Source organism: Sedimenticola hydrogenitrophicus (assembly GCF_025175675.1).
Lineage (GTDB): Bacteria > Pseudomonadota > Gammaproteobacteria > Chromatiales > Chromatiaceae > Sedimenticola > Sedimenticola hydrogenitrophicus.
In genome coordinates, this window is sequence record NZ_JANIOA010000008.1 from 62,700 (window position 1) to 80,934 (window position 18,235).

The window sequence follows — 18,235 nt, forward strand, 5'->3', positions numbered from 1 at the left end:
CTGTTCGAATGGACGGCCGTCAATTGCCTTTATTACCAGCCTGACCTATATTCAAGACGTCCACAGGTTCAGCAAGCGGCAAAAGGTAGAGGTGCGCATCGGACAGGTCCAGGGGCAGGTTGTGGTAGCGTATGGTAAGTCTGGCGGAACCCATTCCTTACGACACGCAGCGCGAACTTCCCGTGGTCGCTCCTACGATGCCGGGCCATTCAGGCCGGTGGGACTTCAGCCCGAACATCCCGACCAGCTCCTGGTACTTGTCCACCTCGACCCTGCCCATGCGGAACGCGCCGCTATACCCGGTCGCCAATTTTTAAGCAGCGGACCCAGTGTCTTGCACGATCCGCACCAGCTGGCCGAGAAGTCGAGCAGTACCGGCGTGCTCAGCGAAGCTTGCAGCACCCCGGTGTCGAAGGTGGCCGGGTCGGCCTCGAATACATGCGCTTGGCTGGTGACGGCGTTCACGCGTTTCTCCATGGGGCTGGAATCCAGATTTGGAACACCGCCGAGCCTATCAAGGGCGGGCATCAAGACCATGCAAACAACGTGTGATCGGAACAATTTCCAGCGCGAGGGTCCCGGACTTGCGAGAATCCACCGATGAGTACGTCGGCCCGATGCAAGCCTGCCCCGCCTGGGCCTGGGCCTGCGCCTGGAGCGCAGGGGATCGGTATCTGCGAGTACTGCGATACGGTCTACCGGCAGCGGGAGCCGCGGCTCAACCAGGTAATCCGCTGCCCGTGTTGCGACGCGGTGCAGGCGCGACACCACGCTGTGGACATCGACGGCATGCTGGCGCTGGCGGTCGCCGCGCTGATCCTCTTTCTGATCGCCAACGTGTGGCCGATCGTCACCTTGGGGCTCGGCGCCGAGCAGAACAGCGCAACGCTATGGGGCATGATTATCGCGATGTGGCAGCACGGCGCCCAGCTAGTGGCGATGGTGGTAGCCGCCACGCTGTTCTTCTTTCCACTGAACAAGATGCTGATGCTTGGCTGGCTGCTGGCGTTCGCGCGCAGGGGTCGCCGAGCGCCCGGCTTTGGCCGGATGATGGTGGCATTACATTATCTGCAACCCTGGACCATGAGCGAGGTGTTCGTGCTGGGCGCATTGGTGGCGATCGTCAAGGCGCGCACCTATTTCGACGTGATGCCGGAGCCGGGCATCTATGCCTATGGCGCGCTCACCCTGCTGATCACCGCGTTCTCCGGCATCGACCTGCGGCGGCTGTGGGACGACACCGCGGAAGGGAGTGCGCAATGAGTGCTTTGCCGCGCGCGCATGAGCTGGGCCTGATCGCCTGCCACGTCTGCGGCCTGGTGTGCCGCGAGCCGAACTTCTCGCCCGCAGCGTGTCCACGATGCGGGTCGGGTCTGCGTCGGCGCAAGACAGCCAGCTTCATGCGCACCTGGGCGCTGTTGATTGCCGCCTTCATCCTCTACATACCGGCCAACGTGTTGCCGATCATGCGTACCGTCAATGTCGGCGACGTGGACGACAACACCATCATCAGCGGTGTGGTGGAGCTGTGGATGCAGGGCTCTCCCAGCCTCGCGTTGATCGTGTTCGCCGCCAGCATCGTTGTGCCGGTGCTGAAATTCTTCGTGCTGGCGCTGCTGCTGGTCAGCACCCGCCGCGACAGTGACTGGGCGATGCACCAGCGCGCCGCGCTGTATCGCCTGGTCGACTTGATCGGCTACTGGTCGATGCTGGATGTGTTCGTGGTAGCGCTGCTGACCGCACTGGTGCGCTTCGACGTGTTGAGCCGGGTCGAGCCGCTGCCCGGCGTGGTATTTTTCGGGCTCACCGTGATACTAACCATGTTTGCTTCGATGAGCTTCGACCCGCGTCTGCTGTGGGACGCCAGGAAGAATCATGACTGATCCACCGAATTCGAACCCGCCGCCGGCGGAGGATCTTCCTGAGCCGGTCGTGCAGCACCGGCACATCAACGTCTCGCTGATCTGGGTGGTGCCGGTGCTCGCCGCGCTGGTCGGGCTGTCGCTGGTGGTCAACAACTGGCTGCAGGCCGGGCCGCAAATCAGCATCACCTTCACTACCGCCGAGGGGCTGGAGGCGGGCAAAACCCCGGTGAAGTACAAGAGCGTGGTGATCGGCAAGGTCACCCGGATCAGCCTGAGCGAAGACCGCCGCAAGGTGCGGGTGGAGGTGGCGCTGGAAAAGAGTGCCGCCGGCTTCGCCACCTACGACGCACGCTATTGGGTGGTCCGTCCGCGCATCGGTCTGGGTGGCATCTCCGGCGTGGATACCCTGTTGTCGGGCACCTTCATCGGTGCCGACGTGGGCAACTCCAACCAGGAGAAATACCAGTTCCAGGGCCTGGAGACCCCGCCGGCGGTGCTGCATGGGGCGCCGGGCAAGAGTTTCGTGCTGCACAGCGGCGACCTCGGCTCGCTGGATATTGGCTCGCCGGTGTACTACCGGCGAATCCAGGTGGGCCGCGTGGTGTCCTACCAGTTGAATCCGGACGGCAAGAGCGTCTCGCTGCGGATCTTCGTGGACGGACCCCATGACCGCTACGTAACCACCGTGTCGCGCTTCTGGAACGCCAGCGGGGTCGACCTGTCGCTCGGCGCCAACGGGCTCAAGCTCAATTCGCAATCGCTGGCGACGGTGTTCGCCGGTGGCGTGGCGTTCCAGGAACCGCCCGGCCCGCACCCGAGCACGCCGGCGCCCGAAGATGCCAGCTACCGGCTGTTTAACGACCAGGTCGCCGCCCTGGCGCCGCCGGACGGTCCGCCACGCTACATCCGCATGCGATTCAACCAATCGCTGCGCGGGTTGGCGGTGGACGCACCGGTGGAATTTTTCGGTATCGACATCGGCAAAGTGGTCTCGATCAATCTGGATTATGACGAGCAGGCCGAGCGCTTTCCGGTGACGGTGGGCGCGGTGATCTATCCGCAGCGGCTGGGGCATGCCTACGACAAGCTGGTCGAACTGGCGCGCGCCCAGGGCGGTGATGCCGACCTCGGGCAGATAATGCGGACCCTGGTCAGTGACGGCCTGCGCGCGCAGGCACGCACCGGCAACCTGCTTACCGGGCAGCTGTACATCGCCATGGACTTCATCCCGAAGGCGGACAAGGTGGACTTCAACACCAGCGCCACGCCACTGGAGATACCGACCGCGCCGGGCAGCTTCGACAAGCTGCAGGAGCAGTTGGCCGACATCGTCACCAAGCTGCAGAAGGTACCGTTCGACAGCATCGGACAGAACCTGGACCACTCGCTGGCCGATCTGGATCAGACGCTGAAACAGCTCAACGAAGAGGTGCTGCCGGAGTTCAAGCAGACCCTGGGCACGGCCGGAAACGCGCTATCCGCCGATTCGCCGCTACGGCATAACCTGGGCGGTACCCTGCAGGAACTCGAGCGCATGGCACGGTCGCTGCGGGCCTTGTCCGACTACCTCAGCGGCCACCCGGAGGCGCTGATCCGCGGCCGCCGCGACGATCCCGCGCCGATCCCGCCGGCAGCCTCACCAAGGAGCAAGCCATGATTCCGCGTTGGCAATCGTTTCTTGTGATTGGCGCACTGACTCTTGGCCTGGCGGCCTGCGCCTCGCCACCGATAAACTACTACACGCTGGTGCCGGTAGCGACTGGATCGGCGTCGGACGTGGCCGTGCCGGTGCCGTTCGAACTGCTGCCGGTCGGCGTGCCGGCCCAGGTCGACGTGCCACAACTGGTGATCCGGCAGGGCGGCCAGGATGTGGTCGTGCTCAACGGCGAACGCTGGATCGCACCACTGGCCAACGAGGTGCACGCCGCACTGGCCGCGCACCTAGCCGATGCGTTGGGCTCGCAGGACCTCAGCGGCCTGCCGGGCAGCGACCAGTCACGGTTGCGGATCAAGCTGGACCTGCGCCGTTTCGATTCGATCGCTGGCCAGGCTGCGCTGATCGATGCGGTATGGAGCGTGCGCTCGCTCAAGGGCGGCGCAGCGGTGACCTGCACCAGCCGGTTGAGCGAACCGGTCGGGCCGGGCTACGACGCGCTGGTGCAGGGCCACCAGCAGGCGATTGCCCGGCTGGCCGACGAGGTGGCCGACGTGGCCCGCGCCGTCCACGCCGACCGGACGCCGAGCTGCCCGGAGTAGGTCGTTAGTAGCCTCTTCGGAATAGATTTTCAAATGTCGCCTTTGGGAGCAAAGGGCACGAAGAAAATAAACCATGCATCTTGGCGTCATTGCGAGCGTATTCTTTGTAGCCCTGAACTTTAATCCTGGGTACCGATTTTATTCCTCGGATGCAGGTCGGATTAACTGGTCGCCTGGATGGAGCCCGATCCACGGGAGCCAGGCAAGCGCACCGACCCATAGGGGCGGAATCCGGGGGCATTGTCTCCAACCTGTTCCCTGGTCCCTGACATCACAACCGGGACACATACTCCTTGCCGGAAACGGCAAGATAGCGCAGTTCGGCCATATCCAGCAGGGCTATCCCGCGTCCCTTAACCTCGATCAGCCGCGCATCGATCAGGCGCTTCAACACCCGGCTGAGGGTCTCCTGGGCCATGCCGAGATGACAGGCGATATCGCTGCGGCTCATTCTCAGCTCAACTCGCGGCGCCGCGCCTTTGTCCATCTCCGGCAGCCGCCGGCACATCTCCAGCAGAAAATCGGCCACCCGGGCGTCACTGTGCATCCGGTGGCGGTATAACGACGCCTGGAGCAGCGCCTGCTCGGAGGCAAATGCCTGACCGATGGATTGGATCGCCTGCAGGTTGTCCTGCGAGCGGCCAAGCAGCAGGCGGCGGGGCAGTCGGCACAACTGGCAGTCCATCGTCGCCATGGCGCGTGCGCGTTTCATGTCGTTATTGAACAGGCTGCGGGTACCGAACAGCTCGCCAGGCAGGCGGAAGCTGGCCCACTCCAGATCGCCGGACCGCTCGCTGATCCGGATACAGCCGCTGCGAACCACATAAACCGTGTCGGGAGAAAATTGCAGGCCCTGGCGCACCACGTGCAGCGCCTCGCCTTCGGAAGCACGCCCACCGTAGGGACAGATGGCATTCAGCGGACAGGATTCCGCCTGTATCATACCGCTTCCGATGTCGGCACAACCGGCATCACTTGACCTGCACAGGGTTAAACAGGGACTTGGCAGCATCGGTTTCACCTCCTTTTTGGTTCCTCTTTTCACGGCGGACTTCACCATGACAAGCGGAACAACGACGCCATGTACAGGTACTCTGTCAAGATGATATTGATGTCAATATCATCTTGACAGAGTACAAGGGGCGACCCAAAGGCCGCCCCTGTATCCTAGGTTGATAACACGCCGGATCAGACGATATTGCGAGGCGCGAAGGACATGGAGCGGAACTCGCTCTTGTACTTCGACTCGCCGATCTTCTTCACCCGGGCCACACCCATCTTGTAGTTGTAGTTGCCGCTGATCTGGTCAGGCACGCGACCCTGCAACGCATTACTGGGCTGGCTGGTATTGATGAAGTAAGAGTACATGGTCCCCTTCTTCACATGCGGCGTCACAATGGCAACCGCGGTTACCGCCGCTTTGTTCAGCTCGATCCAGCCGTTTTTCAGCAGCTCGGCGAAGTTGAAGTCAGCGCCGTGCACGCCCTTGATGGTCTGGCGGAAGTTCGGCACCCGGTCGGAAAACAGGAGCAGTTGATCGCCCGACTCGATACCGCGTGCGGCGGCATCATCCGGGTGGATCTCGGTCCAGTTCTCCGGCCAGCGCTGGGCAATATAGGCCCGCCGGTCCACGTCATCAAAGCCGGACTGCCAGACTTCGTTGATGCGGCCATTAGTGTGCCAAAGTTCGTCCTCTTTCGGTTTCATCCACTCCCAGTAATCGGAGAACAGATCCCACGGATGTTTCTGGATGTTCACCTTGCCGGTCTGTGAATTGAAGTGCGTGCCCTTCTTGTTCACCATGTTGGCACCGGTTGTCCGCCCCTCGGCTACCATCTGATCTTCTGTCACAGTGGTATCGTGCAGACGTTTGGTACCCAGCAGCTCGCCGGTTTTGTAGTTGTAGAAGGTCGGTCCCTGGATACCGGTGGTGCCCAACTCACGCAACTTCTCATGCAGGGTCTTGCCCTCCGCATGGGCGGCCACCTTGATCATGTGGTAGGCCTTGCGGTTGCCGCGGCTGTAACGGGAAGACTCCTCGCACACCTGATTGGCGTCCTTCCAGTCAAAACCGTCGAAGCCCATGCGTTTGCCGAGTTCCGCCATGATCCACCAGTCCGGCTTGGCATCGCCCGGGGCGTCGTAGAACTTGGAGTAGAGCCGCAGGCGACGCTCACCGTTGGCGCGGATGAAGTCCGACTCGCCCCAGGTGGCCGCCGGCAGCACGATATCCGCGAAGCGGGAGCCGATCGGATCACGCAGGTAGATCTCCTGGTTGAGCACCACGGTACCACCGGAATCGGCACGCGCCTTCAGGGTATCGATGATCTCCTGCTTGTCGAAGGATCGGACCTGGTTCGGATTGTTGGTGACCAGTTCCTCGAACTTGGCGTTGAGACCGCCCGATCCGCACATGGACTGGATCCAGGTGGTGCCGATGACATGGGCAAAGCGGGTATGACCGGAGTAGAAGTAGCGGTCACAGTCCAGCGCCTGACGCCGACGGCCCGGACGCTTCTGGGCCGACTTGTTGCGCGGATAGCTACCACCGCCGGTACCGCCACGCTGGTGGCCACCCAGACGACCGACAACCTGACCCGGCCGGCCACCTGCGCCACAAATGGTCGCCAATGAACTCACTACATTGGTATTGCCGGTATTGTTGGACCAGTAGAATCCCTTCTCGATAGCGAACGAGGTCTTCATCCGGCTGCCGTCCGCCTTCGGCTTGGCCAACATCTCCGCCGCCTTGTAGATATCGGCGGGATCGATATTGGCGATCTGGGCCGCGACCTTGGGATCATACTCTTTCTGCGCCAGGTTCCACTTCTTGTAGTCCTCGAAGCCCTTGGTCTGGAATTTGCCCCAGGTCGTACGCCACTGCCAGGGGGTATTGCGGGTGCCCTGGCCAAAGCCGGAGTCGGACTCCCACTTGTTGTTGACCCATTTCTCGATCCACGCCTTGTCCTCCCAGCCGTTCTCCAGGATGACCCGGGCGATGGCCCCCATAACCGGCACGTCGGTGCCGGGGTCGATCTGCAGGAACAGGGCGTTGCCGCGGCTCTTGGCATAGGCGATGCCGGCGGTTTCACGCACGTTGATCCAGACCGTCTTCTGCCCGGCATCGATCGCCGGTTTGATATATTGGGTGAACAGGATGGTCTTGGTCTCGTAGGGATCGGTACCACAGATCATCAGCGACTCGGCCGAACTCCAATCCTGGTAGGAGGGACCGAAGTTATCGAAACCGGCGTCACGGAATCCCGGCGTGGAGGTTACATCAGCCGGCGTGTCGTGGTAGGTGAAGTTGGGCGTCTTCATGTGGCGAAGCGCAAACTTCTTGATGGCATAGGTGTTCTCGATGTACTGGTAGGAATAGGTCTTCATGCCGTAGGCATTGACACCATGCTTGTTCACCACATGCTTCATCACCTCGGTGGCCACATCCAGGGCCATGTCCCAGGAGACCGGCTGCAGGGTGCCGTTGATGCGAATCATCGGCGACATCAACCGATCCTTGGTCGGTTTATCCGGGTTGTAGACCTTCTCGGCCAGGCAACCGCCGCGAATGGAGGAGTCACCGGCCAGGTTGACCGCCTTGGCATCCTTGTCCGGAATGATCACCACATTGTGCGGACGACCGTCATGCATCACCACGTTGTGCTGGGTGGGGGCTACCCAGGCCTGCAGCGGGCCGGACGGGAAGCTCACCTTCAGGGCGTTCTCATGCGCCTGGTCACCGCCATCCGGGGTACCCACCGGCCAGCGGTAGACCTTGTAGCCGCAGGCCACGATGCAGTAGTCGCAGCAGGTGGTCAGCACCTCCGCGTTCACCGGAGGCAGAGGCGTCTTGTCCTCGGGAAGATAGTACTTGCTAGACATGATTATGACTCCTGGGATTCCATCAGGTTTTGATTACGGCCAAACAGCAGACCCATGACACCGACGGCGTAGATGTCATCGCCATCCAGTTCCAGCAGTACCTGGGGAATGCTCTGGTAGGCCTGGCCCGAGACGATGATGCCGTGGCGGGTCAGGTCGTAGGTGGAGAGGTGCAGCGGGCACTGGCCCAGTACACGGTGCTCACCGACCGCCTGATACTTGCCATTCATGAATCCGCCCTGATGGGTACAGAGATAACTGAACGCCACCACATCGCGCTGCGGACCGATACCGCCGCCCGCTTTGGCCCCATCCATCTTGACCACGAAGCACTGGGAGTTCTGGTTCTTGTCGGGATAGTTGAAATCCAGCGGCGTGTTCTCCTTCAGCTGGCTCAGTTTGCCGATGTGCTGACGCGGATAACCCACCACCCGGGCCTTGGCATGGGCCTCGCCCGGAAACAGGTTGAGTGAGATGGTACTGACCGCGGCCGCCGTGGTGCCGGTGTACATCAGAAACTGACGGCGGTTGAGCATGCACTGGGCGTGCCCGGCGGCTGTCTCGTCTTTTTTGATTAATTCAGACATTACTTTGCCTCCTGTGCCGCTTCGAGCTCGGCACGCGTAAACAGTGGCGCGTATTCGGGCAGCGCGGGCTTCTCGGTGGTGATAGGATCACCCGAGAAGGACTCCAGGAATGCCACCAGATCCGCCTTCTCCTGATCGGTCAGACCCAGGGGCTTGATCAACTTGGACTTGTTCTCGGCGAACTGGGTGGTGCGACCCTCTTCATCGAAGCCGCCCCGGTTATAGAACTCGACCACATCCTCCAGCGTGTAGAGGATACCGTTGTGCATGTAGGGCGCGGTATGGGCGGTATAACGCAGGGAGGGCGTACGGAACTTGCCCTTGTCCCACTTGTTCTTGCTGCGGTAGTAGAAGCCCCAATCCGACTTGGCGGTGCGGTACCCCTCCTCGGTCTGGCCCTTGGCGTACTGCTCGTAACGGAAGGTGATCTGCGCCAACCCATCCTCTTCCCAACGTTTGTTGGCCGGCACGCCGATGTTGTGATAATCCATATCCGATGCCATGGCACCGTTATGGCACTGGATACAACCCGCTTTGCCCTCGAACAGCGCCTTGCCACGCACCTGCTCCGCGCTCAATGCCGCCTTGTCGCCCTGCAGGTATTTGTCCAGCGGGGTGTCGCGCTGTACCAGGGTGGTCTCGTAGGCCGCGATGGCCCGCCAGACGTTCTCGATCAGCGGCCATTCGTCACCGAACACATCCTTGAAGCGTTTGCGGTACTCGGGAATCAACGCCAGACGCGCCTCCATGATGTCGCTCTCGCCGTTGCCGGCCACGCCACCAGTGGCGGCGGACTTGGCCTGTTTCTCCAGAGAACTGGCGGAACCGGCCCAGAACAGGCGGGGATAGTAGGCGCTGTTGATAATGGTCTGGCTGTTGCGCCAGTGCACGGTGCCGGGATAGCCGCGGGAGAAGTCTTCCGCCCAGGCCCAGCCCTGCTCCGGTTCATGACAGGTGGAACAACCGGTGGAGGCGTCACCGCCCACCCGGGGATCGAAGAACAGCAGTTTGCCCAACTCAGCCTTGTCCGGCGTGGTCAGGTTATCCGCTGCCTGGGGCGGCGGGCCGAGCGGCGCCAGGGGCGCGAAGGCCGCCTGTTCACTCTTGGCGAGCATCGCCTTGCCCACCGGCGCCATCGTAGCGGCCTCCTGCTTGCTGGCCTGGGCATTACAACCGGCCAATAGCACGGTCGATACAGCGGCGGCCACCAAGGTAGGAGCAAATTTCATCTTTCTCATGACTCTCTCCTCAACTCAGTTACGGACCTGGGTCCAGTTGTCGATGGCCGGATACTCAGCCGGATACTCACCCTTCCAGACATACTGGTCGCTGGTGAGCTGATCGCCGGAGAGGGCCTCCAGGAAGGCCACCAGGTCCTTCTTTTCCGCCTTGCTCAGCTGCAACGGTTTCAGCAGCGGGCTCTTGTTGCGGTCCTTGCCGCCGCCCTGGTTGTAAAACTCCACCACCTCGGCCAGGGTGTTGAGGGTGCCGTTGTGCATGTAGGGCGCGGTGTACTTCAGTTCACGCAGGCTGGGGGTGATGAACTTGCCCATGTCCTTCGGATCCAGGGTGATGTTGAGGTAGCCCGGATCGCGCTTGAGCGCCATATAGTTGGGAATGCCCTGGAACATGGTGAAGGCGACAAAGGCCTGGTGGTTCATCGGGTCCAGGAACACGTCGAGGTTCTCCGGCACGCCGGTGTTGTGCGGTTTCTGGTCGCTGAGCAGCGGGCCATTGTGGCACTGGATACAGCCCGCCTTGTCCTTGAACAGGGCCATGCCACTCTTGGCGGAAGCGGACAGCTTGCCGCTGTCGAAGGGCGCATTCCGCGAGGTCAGGCTCTTCAGGTACTCGGGGATCATGCTGCGGGCGCCGCCGTTGCTCGGCTCGTTCTTTCCGGCCGCCTTGAACATCTCCACATAGACCGGATCCTGCTTCAACCGCTCCTGCATGATGCGCATGTCCATGTTCATGATGTAATCCTCGGTGATCATCTCACGGGTCACATCATTCAGGTCGGTGCCGATGCGGCCGTCATGCAGCCACACCTTCTTGTAGGCCGTGTTGATCACGCTCGGCGCGTTACGGAAGTTGCCGTTACCGGGATAGCCCGGCGACAGCGCCTCCTTGCTGCCAAAGCCGTTTTCCGGCGCGTGGCAGGTGGAACAGGCGATACCGGCATCACCGGAAAGCCGCTTGTCGAAGAACAGCCGCTTACCCAGTTCGGCCTTGGCCGCATCCACTTTCAATGCAGGCAGGGGACCGATATCCGGATACTCGCCCGCTTGCGCGCTCACTGCCACACCCAGCCCCATCACCGCGGCCAGGAGAGCACGCCCGTTCGTGACTCGTACACCCATTGGAATTCCTCCAGGTCAATTATTGCTTTGCCGGTTATTTCAGCTGCGAACCATCGCACCTGAACTTTTTAATAAACCGACGGTCTGAAACGCGCTTAGTGTTTTGCAGTTTTCAGGCCACATTTTTTGTGGTAATTATTTTTGTTATTAATCAAGTTGTTATATGCTACGCGATGATTCTGATCAATATTTTTTGGGTGTGGGATTGAATGAACTGTTCCATGTGCAGGGATGTAAAAACCGGAAAGTTCATTTTGTTCAAACAACGGGAATCGTGGAATACAGCGCTGGTGTTCTGGAAGAGGCGGTCATCCGCGTGGGCACAAAACCGCGCCCACCCTACAAGGCTTCATCCAGGCCACGGGGCTGAGGTAGGATGCTGGTGAGGCACGAACCGCATCAATTTCAGTGCCTGCGACCGATGCGGTTCGCAAGCTCACCAGCATCCTACAGAACAGCACAATTTTTGTGCCCACCTGCTGCGTCGATGCGAGCCCTTAATACAATCTGTGTTCATCCGTGTGGATCAGTGGTTCGGAAAGAGGCGGCCGCGCTGTTCCCCCGTTACCGGTACCACCCATAGGGCGGGCCGTGCCCGCCGACGGCGCCCACGGGGCGCCCTATGATCGGTTTTCAGGATGGAGCACGAACAGCGTCACTCGTTGGCGAGCAGATAACGGACCGCTTCGAGGATCACCGGGGACGGGGTGGCGTGGGGAAAGATAAATCGCAGGATGCCCTGCCGGGAGACCAGATAGATCACCGACGAGTGGTTTACCGCATAGCCGAAGGATGAGCCCTCCAGCTCCACCTGGTAATAGCGGGCACCGTATTGTGCCGCAACCTGCGCCACTGCCTCCGGACTTCCGGTGATGCCGGTAATTTTCTCATGGAAATAGTCGGCATACTCATCCAGCACGGCAAAGGTGTCACGCTCCGGATCGACACTGACAAACAGTCCCTGCACCTGGGACAATTCGGCCTCGTCCAGACCATTCAGCACCTGGGTCATGATAGAGAGCGAGGTGGGGCAGACATCCGGGCACTTGGTGTAGCCGAAGTAGAGCAGCACCACCTGGTCGCGGAAATCCTTCAGGGCGATGGGTCCGCGACTGGAGTCGAGCTGGAAATCACCGCCGACGGGAGCCTCGCTGATCTGCGGTGCGTCTTGGGCCGAGGGGAAACCCTCCGCCATTACCGTGGCGCTCCAGAACGAGATAAAAAGCACGATCAACGGCAGTGTAGGGCGAGCACGCTTTTTCTGCCCACGCGGTTCATTCAACCCCCACATGATTCATCTCCTGTCATTGATGCGGTCATCCGTGTGCCGTGTCGATACAACGGGACCGTTACGGGTGCAATAGCCAGCAAATGTAGGATGGATAAGCCGGTAGGCGCATCCACCAACTAATCCGACCTGCGTCCGTGGAATAAAATCAGTTCCCCGGATTATTAAAGAATACTCTCGCAGAGACGCCAAGAGCGCCAAGATTGATAGCGAGTTTTCTTTGCGCTCTTGGCGTCTCTGCGAGATATATCAGTGCTACGGTGGATGCGCCTACCGGCTTATCCACCCTACCAACTGGGCTCAAAAACCGTTCCGTTCCGTAGGATGCTGGTGAGCTTGCGAACCGCATCGGTTGTGGGCATCGAAATTGATGCGGTTCGTGCCTCACCGGCATCCTACATCTGGATACAGTAACCAGTCACGGGTCAGGCACAACAAACGTGCCCACCCCGCGCGGGCTCTCAGCGCTTCTTGCGCTGTACCGATACCAACCAAAGTCCGGCGAGAAAAATCAACAGGGCAATACCGATGGGCAGTCCATAAACCTTGTAGACATCCATCTCCGGCGGCAGGAACAGCCAGTACCAGGTACTCAGGGTGTGCTTTGACCCCACCTCCCCGTTGCTGCCATCCCAGTTGGCGAACGAGACCGGCATGAACTGCCCTTCCTGGAATACCATGTCGCCATTCCCCGCATCCCTGGGCCGCTTCATCAGCACACGCCACTTGCCGTCCTGCCAGGCACCTTGCGCCGTGAACGAACCATCGGCATCACGCGGTTTCAGCTTTTTATCCGGCCCACTGCCCTCCAGGAGCATGCCCACGGCATCCCGCGCCGGTTCCACGCTGCCCGCGTTCCAGTACCAGATGGTGGTATTGCGCTTGGCGTCGCCGTGCCGATAGAGCGGTTTCTCCACCATGGGCGCGGAGAGGTACCCATCCTCACGGGGGAACTGGATGGCGAAGGCATCCGGGTGCATTTCAAGATTCTCGTCCTGCAGCTCGGTGAAATACTCGATACCCGGACGGCTCTCGGTGCGGTCATCCATCTCCAGCAGGAAGGCGATCTCCTTGTCGTCGTAGAGCGCCCGCACTGTCACCGCATCATTCAGTGGGGTGAACAGACGATCGGCTTTGATGATATTGGGCACCAGCTGCAGCGTGACCGCCGGCGCCTCCGACCAGCGCTGATCGTCCAGCGTGGCCGGCACGCCACCTGCCACCTTCATGCCCGCCACCACCGGACCATCCTTCGGCTGTACCGTGGTTTCACGCAGACTGTAGACATAGTTGGCGATATGCCAGCGGTCCTCCAGGCTCACCGGGTCCTTGTTGCCCTCTTCCACCGCGCGATGCGCAGGCATCGGGGTGCCGGGAATACCAATGGAGAGCCGGGTGTAGATATTGCGGATGGTGGTCTCGCGTGACTTCTCGCCTTTCACCCGTGCCTCGGTAGCCCGCCAGGTCCAGGGCTTGGTCAGGTCACGCGGCCAGATGCGGTTGCCCCAGTCATCCTGCAACTGCTTGCCGGACATGATGTTACCCCGCCCAGTATTGCCGTGGCACTCGGAACAGGACTTTTCGAAGGCAACCTTGCCCTTGGCCAGGGACTCTTCGGAATAGGTGATCTGTCCCTCCTGCGGTTCCTGGTCGGTGATCACCCGGAAATCGCTTTTCGTATAGCGGCCCTCGTCATCGAACGCTGCTTCATCGGCGCCCTCCGGCGGCCAGGCCGAGGTGAAATCAAAGCCCTTGATCACCGGCAACAGGCTGCGGATCTGATCATCCGTCATCATCGAGCCCCAGCCGGGCATGCCGGTTCCGGGCAGGCCGTATTTGATCGTGTCAAACAGATCCTCATCCCTGGGCAGGGTGGTGCCGGGCGTCGTCTTGTACTTGAACAGGGCCAGACTGAAGTCGCGGGGCTTGGGGTACATACGCTCCGCCGCGATACCATCACCCATGCCCTGCTCGCCATGGCACACCTCGCAGCGGAATTGGTAGAGCTCCTTGCCCTTTATGCCCGCCCGCTTTGCCAGCACCTTGTCCTTCATCCCGGTAACGGTCTTTGAAACCGCCGGATCCCAGATACGCGGCACCTGGCCGTTGTAATCAAACAGGAAGGTGATGACGTTCCAGACATCCTGCTCCTTGAGCATCTCATGCCATACCGGCATGGCCGAGTTCCATGGCGTACCCTCTTTCGGCAGGCCCGGTCCACCCGTGGTGATACGCCAGAACAGGAAGGACTCCTGCAACTGGGGAATAATGGTGGCGTCCTGGAAATTGATCGGCTGCGGATTGAATCCGGCCGCATAGTGTCCCTTGCCATCCAGCAGATCGCCATGACAGTAGAAGCAGTTCTGGTAATAGACATCCCGGCCGGCGGTGACCGCCGCCTGATATTTCTCCCATCCCGCCTCTTCATCCCGGGCCAGGGTCTGGAGGATCTCTTCCCTCACCGGGTTTTCCAGTGTCCCCAGGTCAAAGGTCTTGTTGAACACCTTGACCGACGCCGGCGGCGCCGGATGCACCTGGCGCAACTCCACGGGGGCATCACTGGTGGGCAACACCATTCCATATACGGTATAGCCGACAATGGCCGGGACCAGCAACAGCAACGACCAGCGCACCAGCGCCTTGCCGTCATCACGCAAGGTGGAAAGTATCGGCGCCTTGAATTCAACCCAGCGACTGTCATCAAAGGCGAAATAGAGCAGCACGGCAATCACGGTGATCACCATGTACTGCACCATCAGCGTCTTCGGCATCAGTGCCGAGTGCGCTTCGCCGGTCAGCAGATTGATCAGGACAAAAATATTATCGAACAGTAGATAGGCGCCGATCATGACCAGCACGGCCTGCCAAAAGGCAGGGATTCTGATTGCATTCACTGTTTCTTCTCCGCCAACAACTTCACGATCATCTCCAACTCCCTGACCGTCATCTTTTCCGCAAAATCACCCGGCATGGCAGCGGGGAAGCCCTCCGCGATCACCGCATTGGGATCGATAATACTCTGCCGGATCTCTCCTTCGTTCAGACGGGCACCCACGTGGCCCAGACCCGGCCCCACCAGGGTATCGTCATTGTCCAGGGCATGGCATGCCGTGCAGGTATACTTGGCCACTGCCTCTTCCCCGCTGGCTGCCGGCGCCGGTGCGGCGCCAGCCCCTCCCGGAGCGGCGTCACTTTTCGCCACTTCCGCCGCCGCATCGGGTGAGGGCAGCACTACCGTGACCTCGTTTCCGTCCTTCGCCTGCAGATAGGCGATAATGGCGTCCACCTCGATGTCGCTCAGCTGGATCGGTGCCTTATCGACGGCCGGCATGGGCGACTCGGCGTCATCACTTCCCTTCTTGCCCCAGCCGGCTACCACGTAGGCGCTTGGTTCGAGCATCGACTCCAGGATATAGGAAGCCGCATCGGTCGCCTTGCCCTGGTAGCGCTCATCGGCCAGCCGTTCCGTCGTAATGGCGACCATGTTTGTGCCCTGCACATCCGGTGCCCGACCCAGGGGTGCCGGTTTGTGGCAGAGTGTGCAAGTGCCCTTGTTGTTGAACAGATCCTCGCCCATGGCGACAAAGTCATCCATGGTCAACGCACTGAGATCCACCTTGACATCCACCGGTGCGTCGCCCTCTACCTGGGGCAGCATATTGGCCACGCCGGTAAACACCAGGGTCAGCCCAAGGCTGAAACCCACTGTCTTGATCAATACACTCATGCCACTCCCTCCATCGCCGCCGCGCGAACAGGCACCGGCTGTCTGCTGCTGCCGAGATTGGCGATCCAGAACATGAACAGGACGAACAGCAGGAACAGCACGGTCACGATGGTGATCATATTGCCGGCATAACCGATGGTCGGGATGAAGTTATCTGGCGAGTTATCCTGCATCACCGTATAGACATGCCAGTGGGTCTTGACCGAGGAGCGCACATAGCCCATCAGCCCCATCAACCAGGTAAAGGCGATGGGCAGCGCAAACAGGGCGTACTGGGCGCGATCGGGAATCCGACCCCAGTGTGACGGCAGGGTCCTGGCGCCGCGGAACATCAGGCTGTCGATCACGATACCGGAGATGATGACCACCAGTGTGGAGGCGACCTGCGCCACCGAGGAGCCCACCTTGTAGACCGTATTGGTGAAGTAACCGAAATAGATCCCGAGGAAGATGACATTCAGGATCGCCACCACATAGATCGCCACCAGCAGCGCATTGCCGACGGGCGCCCAGGAGACGGTCGCCACCTTATCCGACCGCCGGTAGAGCTGGAACGAGAGGAAGGTGACGATCAGCATCAGGTTCACCGCGATGTTCTTCGCCGGCATGATGCCGAGAGGACCGAGGTAGTGATGATGGCTGCCGCCCAGCGCGGCGATCTCCGATGCCGACAGCAGCAGCGTATGGGGCGTTACCCAGATGAGGAAACAGACCACCAGGATCAGGGCGATATACTTGATCAACCACTGATAGCGAGACGAGCCCTCGGTGCGCGACATACCGGCCCAGAGGTAGTAGTTGGCCGCCAGCAGGATGGTGCCGATCAGCACCGCCTGAACGATAAACAGCCAGGCCAGGATACCGCCCATGGCGGTGATGCCCATCTGCTGTGAGTAGGCGTAGATCTCCGCCATCAGCCAGTAGCCGGCAAACGGCAGCGGCAGGAAAGCCAGCAGGGCAATGAAATTGGAGGTATAACCCATCCAGTCATAATGCGCCCGTTTTGCCGGATCCCGGGTGCTGAGGAATTTGAAGGCCGCGTAGGCACCCACGACCGCGCCGCCAAAGGCGATATTGGCGATAAACCGGTGCAGGTTGATCGGGTTCCACAACGGCCCCTTCATCACCTCCCAGATATTACCGACAATCGCCCCCACTTCATTCACGCCGGAGGGCGCCATCATAAAGGTGGCCCAGGAGTTGGCCATCACCATGATGGTCATACCGGCACCATTGAGCAGCAGACCCAGGGTCAGGTGCAACCATTTCAGGTTGCCATAACGCATGGCGTTCCAGCCGTAGTAATAGGTGTAGAGGAAAAAGCTCTCCAGGAAAAAGAGCCCGGCGTAGACGATCCACTGGGCGCCGAACACCCGCATCATGTAGCCCATGAAATCGGGATAGAGCACAAACAGGGCCAGCGCCAGGGTGCCGCCAAAAATCGCGGTAATGGAGAAGCCGGTAAGGCTGATCTTCATGAACTCATGCGCCATGTCGTCATAGCGCTCGTCACCCGTGGACTGCCCCACCAGTTCGATAATCAACACAAACAGCGGCACCGCCAGCACCAGGGCACCGAAGAAGAGATGCATCTGGGCCAGAATCCACACCACGGCGCGACTGCTGACGCCGATATCGGGATAATCCTTGCGCGTCGGACGCGGCGCCACGTAGACCGGCGCCTCCTCGGTCGCCACCTCCGCAACCGGTTCGGTTTCCGGCGCGGGCTCGCCCTCGACCCACACCTGACCCACCGGAGCGATCCGTTGCGCGACGCTCTCGCCGCCCGTGTCCTGGGCCGCCTGCACCATTGCACTCAGCGAGAACCCAAGCAACAGGGTCAGCAGCATGGCAACCAGCGACGGCTTCCAGCACGACCTGCCGGAAGCAAAATCATTTCTATACATCATTGAAAAAACCCCGGTTCTCTTCACTGCGCTGGACTCAAGTCCATATTCAGCGGCAGCCCCTGAATACTCATCACAAAATGGTCAAGTCCATAGAACGCGGCCAGGACCACCACAAAAGCCATGACAGTCGCCGCAACGACCATCCCTCTCTGCATATTTTTATCCACGCAACCTCCTTAACTGTGCCTAACCGTGCTGAACAACCACACCGCCGGAGTAGATCAGCAGCCAGTAGAAGAAAACCAACAAGGCCAGCAGCGTGGCGAGAAACAGTTTTGGCCCCCAGGCTTTTTTTCCTGGATCCCGGACGGTTTCACTATGCTCATCAGGTGCACGATTCATTTTTTCCCCAGCCACACC

The 18,235-nt window shown here is 60.5% G+C and carries 16 protein-coding genes; 4 read left to right on the forward strand and 12 right to left on the reverse strand.

What is annotated here, in order from left to right; genetic code table 11:
• Positions 1-225 precede the first annotated feature (225 nt).
• Complete coding sequence (locus tag NPX02_RS21590) at positions 226-537, reverse strand: thioredoxin family protein (protein ID WP_418067319.1); 312 nt, start codon at positions 535-537, stop codon at positions 226-228.
• A gap of 237 nt (positions 538-774) precedes the next feature.
• On the opposite strand from NPX02_RS21590, the gene NPX02_RS06465 reads away from it, so the two are divergent.
• The 4 genes from NPX02_RS06465 to NPX02_RS06480 are packed head-to-tail and all read left to right on the forward strand — an operon-like array spanning position 775 to position 4,121.
• Positions 775-1,263, forward strand: coding sequence for a paraquat-inducible protein A (locus NPX02_RS06465; protein ID WP_335342519.1), 489 nt, complete (start codon positions 775-777; stop codon positions 1,261-1,263).
• Positions 1,260-1,883, forward strand: a complete 624-nt coding sequence (locus NPX02_RS06470; RefSeq protein WP_260292633.1) for a paraquat-inducible protein A — start codon at positions 1,260-1,262, stop codon at positions 1,881-1,883. The genes NPX02_RS06465 and NPX02_RS06470 overlap by 4 nt, the downstream gene beginning before the upstream one ends.
• On the forward strand, positions 1,876-3,522 hold the full coding sequence (locus NPX02_RS06475) for a PqiB family protein (protein WP_260292634.1): 1,647 nt from the start codon (positions 1,876-1,878) through the stop codon (positions 3,520-3,522). The genes NPX02_RS06470 and NPX02_RS06475 overlap by 8 nt, the downstream gene beginning before the upstream one ends.
• Positions 3,519-4,121 (forward strand): PqiC family protein, encoded by a 603-nt coding sequence (locus NPX02_RS06480; RefSeq protein ID WP_260292635.1) that lies wholly within the window; start codon positions 3,519-3,521, stop codon positions 4,119-4,121. The genes NPX02_RS06475 and NPX02_RS06480 overlap by 4 nt, the downstream gene beginning before the upstream one ends.
• A 271-nt stretch (positions 4,122-4,392) precedes the next feature.
• Here the strand turns inward: NPX02_RS06480 and NPX02_RS06485 are convergent, their stop codons facing one another.
• The 11 genes from NPX02_RS06485 to NPX02_RS06535 all read right to left on the reverse strand — a co-directional run bounded on the left by NPX02_RS06485 (position 4,393) and on the right by NPX02_RS06535 (position 18,217).
• Positions 4,393-5,064 carry a Crp/Fnr family transcriptional regulator gene (locus tag NPX02_RS06485; RefSeq protein WP_260292637.1) on the reverse strand — a complete coding sequence of 224 codons (672 nt, stop codon included), beginning with the start codon at positions 5,062-5,064 and terminating at the stop codon, positions 4,393-4,395.
• A gap of 245 nt (positions 5,065-5,309) precedes the next feature.
• The gene (locus tag NPX02_RS06490) at positions 5,310-8,003 is read right to left on the reverse strand and encodes an arsenate reductase (azurin) large subunit (protein ID WP_260292638.1); all 2,694 of its coding nucleotides are present in this window, start codon (positions 8,001-8,003) and stop codon (positions 5,310-5,312) included.
• A 2-nt stretch (positions 8,004-8,005) separates the two neighbouring features.
• Positions 8,006-8,590: an arsenate reductase (azurin) small subunit gene (locus NPX02_RS06495; protein WP_260292639.1), complete on the reverse strand. Its 585-nt coding sequence runs from the start codon at positions 8,588-8,590 to the stop codon at positions 8,006-8,008.
• Positions 8,590-9,828: a cytochrome-c peroxidase gene (locus NPX02_RS06500; protein ID WP_335342520.1), complete on the reverse strand. Its 1,239-nt coding sequence runs from the start codon at positions 9,826-9,828 to the stop codon at positions 8,590-8,592. The genes NPX02_RS06495 and NPX02_RS06500 overlap by 1 nt, the downstream gene beginning before the upstream one ends.
• A gap of 15 nt (positions 9,829-9,843) precedes the next feature.
• Complete coding sequence (locus NPX02_RS06505) at positions 9,844-10,950, reverse strand: cytochrome-c peroxidase (protein ID WP_335342521.1); 1,107 nt, start codon at positions 10,948-10,950, stop codon at positions 9,844-9,846.
• A gap of 655 nt (positions 10,951-11,605) precedes the next feature.
• Positions 11,606-12,241, reverse strand: coding sequence for an SCO family protein (locus NPX02_RS06510; protein ID WP_260292640.1), 636 nt, complete (start codon positions 12,239-12,241; stop codon positions 11,606-11,608).
• Positions 12,242-12,699: 458 nt separating this feature from the next.
• Positions 12,700-15,132 carry a c-type cytochrome gene (locus tag NPX02_RS06515; RefSeq protein ID WP_260292641.1) on the reverse strand — a complete coding sequence of 811 codons (2,433 nt, stop codon included), beginning with the start codon at positions 15,130-15,132 and terminating at the stop codon, positions 12,700-12,702.
• Positions 15,129-15,965, reverse strand: a complete 837-nt coding sequence (locus NPX02_RS06520; RefSeq protein WP_260292643.1) for a c-type cytochrome — start codon at positions 15,963-15,965, stop codon at positions 15,129-15,131. The genes NPX02_RS06515 and NPX02_RS06520 overlap by 4 nt, the downstream gene beginning before the upstream one ends.
• Positions 15,962-17,875 (reverse strand): cytochrome ubiquinol oxidase subunit I, encoded by a 1,914-nt coding sequence (locus NPX02_RS06525; RefSeq protein ID WP_260292644.1) that lies wholly within the window; start codon positions 17,873-17,875, stop codon positions 15,962-15,964. Before NPX02_RS06525 ends, NPX02_RS06520 begins: the two co-directional genes overlap by 4 nt.
• Positions 17,876-17,895: 20 nt before the next feature.
• A complete protein-coding gene (locus NPX02_RS06530) occupies positions 17,896-18,042 on the reverse strand; it encodes a hypothetical protein (RefSeq protein WP_260292645.1) in 147 nt (48 codons plus the stop codon).
• Positions 18,043-18,061: 19 nt separating this feature from the next.
• Positions 18,062-18,217 (reverse strand): hypothetical protein, encoded by a 156-nt coding sequence (locus NPX02_RS06535; RefSeq protein ID WP_260292646.1) that lies wholly within the window; start codon positions 18,215-18,217, stop codon positions 18,062-18,064.
• Between the last annotated feature and the right edge of the window lie 18 nt (positions 18,218-18,235).